General features: G+C 75.8%; 2 protein-coding genes. Both read left to right on the top strand.

The window, feature by feature from the left end:
* On the top strand, positions 1 to 646 hold a 646-nt coding region (locus ACWDS7_RS47180; protein WP_451934627.1), incomplete at its 5' end, for an AMP-binding enzyme.
* Positions 643 to 3,829: non-ribosomal peptide synthetase (locus tag ACWDS7_RS47175; protein WP_451934626.1), on the top strand; the 3,187-nt coding region annotated here is incomplete at its 3' end. The genes ACWDS7_RS47180 and ACWDS7_RS47175, both read left to right, overlap by 4 nt.

Genomic DNA, 3,829 nt, shown 5'->3' with positions numbered 1-3,829 from the left:
GACCGGTGATCTGGGCCGTTACTGGCCGGACGGCACGTTGGAGTTCCTCGGCCGGGCCGACCACCAGGTGAAGGTGGGCGGCCACCGGATCGAGCTGGGGGAGGTGGAGAGCGCGCTGGCGGCGCACCCGGGCGTGGAGCACGCGGTGGTGACCGCGGCCGGGCACCCCACCCGCCGGCTGGCCGCGGTGGTGGTGGCCGCCGCCGGCACCGGCCCGGCGGAGCTGCGCGACTGGCTCGCCGGGCGTCTGCCGCCCTACGCCGTGCCGCCCACCATCACGATGCTCGACCGCCTGCCCCTCAACGCCAACGGCAAGGTGGACCGCGGGGCGCTGGCGGAGCTCGCCGGACGGGACGGGCAGGGGAGCGACGAGGACGCGCCGCCGTCCGGCCCCGTCGAGGAGGCGCTGAGCCGGATCTGGTGCGGGCTGCTCGGCCTGGCCCGGGCCGGCAGGCACCAGAGCTTCGTGGCCCTCGGCGGCGACAGCATCCTGGCGGCCCGCCTCGCCGAGGAGATCCGGGCCGGGTTCGGTGCCGAGCTGGCCCTGCGGGAGATCTTCGCGGGCCCGACCGTCGCCGAGCAGGCGGCCCTGATCGAGCAGCGGACCGAGACCGAGACAGCGGCCTTCGAGGAGGGCGACATATGACCGAGCGGACCGAGCGCACCGACAGAGACGGCGCCGCGGCCGTGCGGCCGGAGGAGCCTGTGCGGGTGGAGGAGTCGGCGCGGCTGGAGGAGACCGCGCGGGCCGGAGAGAGCGCGCGGCCGCCGGAGCCGGGCGGGACCGGGGCGGGGCGGGGCGTGAGCGCCGGACGGCTCGTCGCGGAGCTCGAACGCCAGGGGGTCCGGCTCTGGGAGGAGTCCGGGCGGCTCCGCTTCCGGGCGCCGCAGGGCGTGATGACCGATGAGCGGCGGGCACTGCTGTCGGCCCACAGGGGCGCCCTGCTCGACCACCTGCGCCGGCCCGGCCCGGAGCTGACCCCCGCACCGGGGGAGCGGCACGAGCCGTTCCCGCTGACCGACGTCCAGGCCGCCTACGTCCTCGGCCGCAGGGACGCCTTCGACTACGGGGGCACGGCCTGCCAGGTCTACGCCGAGCTGGCCTTCCCCGACCTGGACCCGCCCCGGCTGGAGGCCGCCTGGCGCGCCCTGGTCCGCCGCCACGACATGCTGCGGGCGGTCGTCCACGTCGACGGCTACCAGCAGGTGTCGGCCGAGGTCCCGGACTACCGGATCGAGGTGACGGACCTGCGCGGCGAGCCCGCCGGACGGGTGAGCGCGCACGTCGACGGGGTCCGCGCCGAGATGGACCACCGGGTCTACGACGCCGGCGCCTGGCCGCTGTTCGAGCTGCGCGTCACGCGTGCCGACGGGCGGGCGCTGCTGCACGTCTCGATCGACTTCCTGATCGCCGACTACCTGAGCATCCAACTGCTGCTGACCGAGCTCAAACGGCTCTACCTCGATCCGGAGCACGTCCTGCCGCCTCTGGAGATCAGCTTCCGCGACTACCTGCTCGCGGCCCGCCGGCTGCGCGACGGCGCCGCCTACGAGCGTGACCGCGACTACTGGGAAGGGCGCGTCGATGAGCTGCCGGGGCCGCCCGAGCTGCCGGTCCGCGACAACGCCGCCGCCGGGGCCGGCCGGAGCTTCACCCGCCACCGGATGACCCTCGACGCCGGGGAGTGGGACCGGTTCCGGAGCAGGTCGGGCGCCCACGGCGTGACCCCGTCCACGGCGGTGCTGGCCGCCTACGCCGAGGTGGTGGCCAGGTGGAGCCGGCGTCCCCGGTTCTCGCTGAACCTGACCCTCCTCAACCGGCAGCCGCTCCATCCCCAGGTGGGAGGACTGGTCGGCGACTTCACGACGGTCAGCCTGCTGGCCGTCGACGGCGGTTCGGACGCGACGTTCCACGGGCGGGCCCGCGCGCTGCAGGAGCGGCTCTGGGAGGACCTCGACCACCGGCTCTACTCCGGCGTGGAGGTCATGCGGGAGATCGCCCGCCGCCGCGGCCGGGGCGCCGCGCTGATGCCGGCCGTCTTCACCAGCACGATCGGGCTCAGCGACGAGGCGTCGGGCCACGAGGGCATGCGCGGCCTGGCCGAGGTGGTGTACGGCAGGAGCCAGACGCCGCAGGTGTGGATCGACTGCCAGGCGGTGGTCGAGGGCGGGGCGCTGGAGATCAGGTGGGACGTGCGGGACGGGGTGTTCCCCGCCGGGGTCGTCGAGGACGCCTTCGGCGCGCTGGAGGGGCTGCTGCGCGCCCTGGCCGCCTCGGACGGGCCCTGGGAGAGCGCCTGCCCGGTCGGGCTGCCCGCCGTACAGGCCGACCGGCGTGAGCGGGTGAACGCGACCGCCGCTCCGTCGCCGCGCGGGCCGCTGCACGGGGAGGTCGTCGCCCAGGCGCGCCGCGCGCCCGGCAGGGCGGCCGTCGTGACGGACGGGCGGACCCTCACCTACGGCGAGCTGCTGGCCAGGGCGGCGGGCGTGGCCCGGACGCTGAGGACCCGGGGGTTCGCGCCGGGCGACCTGGCCGCGGTCATGATGGACAAGGGCTGGGAGCAGGTCGTCGCCGTGCTCGGCACGCTTCTGGCCGGCGGCGCCTACCTGCCGGTCGACACCGGCCAGCCGCCCGCCAGGCGCGCGCGGATCCTCGCCGACGCCGGCGTCCGGCACGTGCTCACCCAGTCGTGGGTCCGCGACCGCCCGGAGGGGGCCCGGCTCGTCGACGTCGACCTCCTCCCGCCGTCGGAGCTCCCGCCCCCGGAGCCGGAGGCGGACCCGGGCGACCTGGCCTACGTGATCTACACCTCGGGCTCGACCGGCGACCCCAAGGGAGTGATGATCTCCCACCAGGCGGCCCTCAACACCGTGGCCGACGTCAACCGGCGCTACGCGGTGACGGAGGAGGACCGCGTCCTCGGCCTGGCGGGGCTGGGCTTCGACCTGTCGGTCTACGACATCTTCGGCCCCCTCTCCCTGGGCGGCGCCCTCGTGCTGCCCGACGCCGCGGGCCGCGGCGACCCCGCGCACTGGGCCCGGCTGATCGCCGAGCACGGCGTCACGGTCTGGAACTCCGTGCCCGCGCAGCTGCAGATGCTCGACCACTACCTGGGCTCCCAGCCGGAGATCGACCTGCCGTCACTGCGGCTGGCGATGCTCAGCGGCGACTGGATCCCCGTCGCGCTGCCCGACCGTGTCCGGGGACGCCTGCCGGGCCTGGAGCTGGTCAGCCTCGGCGGCGCCACCGAGGCGGCGATCTGGTCGATCCACCACCCGATCGGCGAGGTCCGGGACGGCTGGCGGAGCATCCCGTACGGCACGCCGCTGGCCAACCAGACCTTCCACGTCCTCGACGAGGCCCTGCGCCCCTGCCCCGACTGGGTGCCCGGCGAGCTGTACATCGGCGGCGCGGGCCTGGCGCTGGGCTATCTCGGCGACGAGGAGAAGACCGCCCAGCGTTTCATCCGCCATCCCGCCACCGGCGAGCGCCTCTACCGCACCGGCGACCTGGGCCGCTACCACGGCGACGGCACGATCGAATTCCTCGGCCGGGCGGACCGGCAGGTCAAGATCCGCGGGCACCGCATCGAGCCGGCCGAGGTGGAGGCGGCGATCCAGTCCCACCCGTCGGTCGCGGCGGCCCACGTCCTGGTCGACGGCACCGGCATGGAGCGCAGACTGGCCGCCTTCGCCGAGCCGGTACGGCGGGCCGCCGCCGGCGGCGACCCGCGGCGACCCGGCCCTGAACACCCACACCGCGCAGAGCACCGTCGCCCCCGCGAACAGCCCGACGACCCGTCCGGACCCCCAGCCCCAGTCGTTGCCC

Source organism: Streptosporangium sp. NPDC003464 (assembly GCF_053588315.1).
The sequence above is the reverse complement of the archived record's forward strand: the minus strand, read 5'-3'. Positions and strand labels throughout refer to the sequence as shown.